Consider the following 1,084-nt stretch of genomic DNA (forward strand, 5'->3'; position numbering starts at 1 on the left):
CCCGGCAGTTTTACTCGGGGATGAAGCCGCGGCGGCCTGCCACGGCGATACGAAACTATTTCTCGTCGAAGGCGTGCAGCTCGACCGTCTGACCGGCCAAGGCATGGGTGCAATCGGCAAGAAACTGGATTTGACCGTCTGTCACAAATGAATGACAGACGGAGCATTTGAACGGTGCCGGCTCTTTTCCCGCCGCTACCTGTTCGGCGTTATATTTGCACCAGCAGGTTTTGCCTTCCTGTCCAGCCACGTAGTGCCCGCTCTGGACCACAACTGAGGGCGTAAAGGTCGGCCGGGCATAGTCGCCGTTGAAGCCCCAGCGAGGCCCTGGCCCTTCGCTCACCGTGACGACATGAGCCTCGTTGCAGCCCGGGCACCAGAACATGAGCCGGCCGCCCTCGACGGTGCGGAGAATGCCACGCGCGGCCATCTATTCGTCGTCGATCGGGAGCGATTCGTAGGTGGTGCGCAGCTGCGGGCGCACGTTCTGGTGATCGCGCGGCAGCGTGCCTGCGGGTGCTTCGCCCAGCTGCTGTTTCTTGACCGAGATCGCTTCGCGGGCGGCGGCGAGGTCCTCGTCGCGCGCCTCCTGCGTCAGTTCGATCGGGCGCTCCATGAGCATGAGGCCATCGCGGATGATGGCGCCCTTGTGGCCGTCGGCGACGAGCTCGGGATGACGGGATGCGTCGACCGGCTCCCAGCCCTGCTCGCGCATCAGGATGTCGTAGGAGGGATCGCTCTTGCCATAGGTGGTGACGCGCTTCCACTCGTAGGATGTGCCGGGCGGGATGTTGTCGACGCGGAACGGATCGTTGAGCTGGCCGCCCTTGCGCTTGCGCTCCCGGAGCGGGCCGGATCGAGCGGCGGCGCGTGCGGCAACATCTTCCTTGCGCGGCCGGCCGGGGCCACGGCGTTCGATTTCGGTTTCCATATGGGTGATCCTCAGTGGGTTGTCGCGCCGTTTTCGCGCTGGATGGCGAGGAGCTGCTTGGCGTACTCCGCGTCGGTCATGCCGCAAGCCGCCGCGATCTCGCGCTGCGCCGCGGTGAGGCGCACCACGTTGCCGCCGCGAGGCTGCGGGGCC

General features: G+C 65.9%; 2 protein-coding genes. Both read right to left on the bottom strand.

Going from position 1 to position 1,084, the window contains the following annotated elements; translation table 11 throughout:
* Positions 1–55: 55 nt before the first annotated feature.
* Positions 56–430 carry a DUF6527 family protein gene (locus tag EOA60_RS39445; protein ID WP_128312696.1) on the bottom strand — a complete coding sequence of 125 codons (375 nt, stop codon included), beginning with the start codon at positions 428–430 and terminating at the stop codon, positions 56–58.
* On the bottom strand, positions 431–931 hold the full coding sequence (locus EOA60_RS34360) for a hypothetical protein (protein ID WP_127335246.1): 501 nt from the start codon (positions 929–931) through the stop codon (positions 431–433).
* Positions 932–1,084 lie beyond the last annotated feature (153 nt).

It is taken from the genome of Mesorhizobium sp. M1A.F.Ca.IN.020.06.1.1 (assembly GCF_004023265.1).
Taxonomy (GTDB): domain Bacteria; phylum Pseudomonadota; class Alphaproteobacteria; order Rhizobiales; family Rhizobiaceae; genus Mesorhizobium.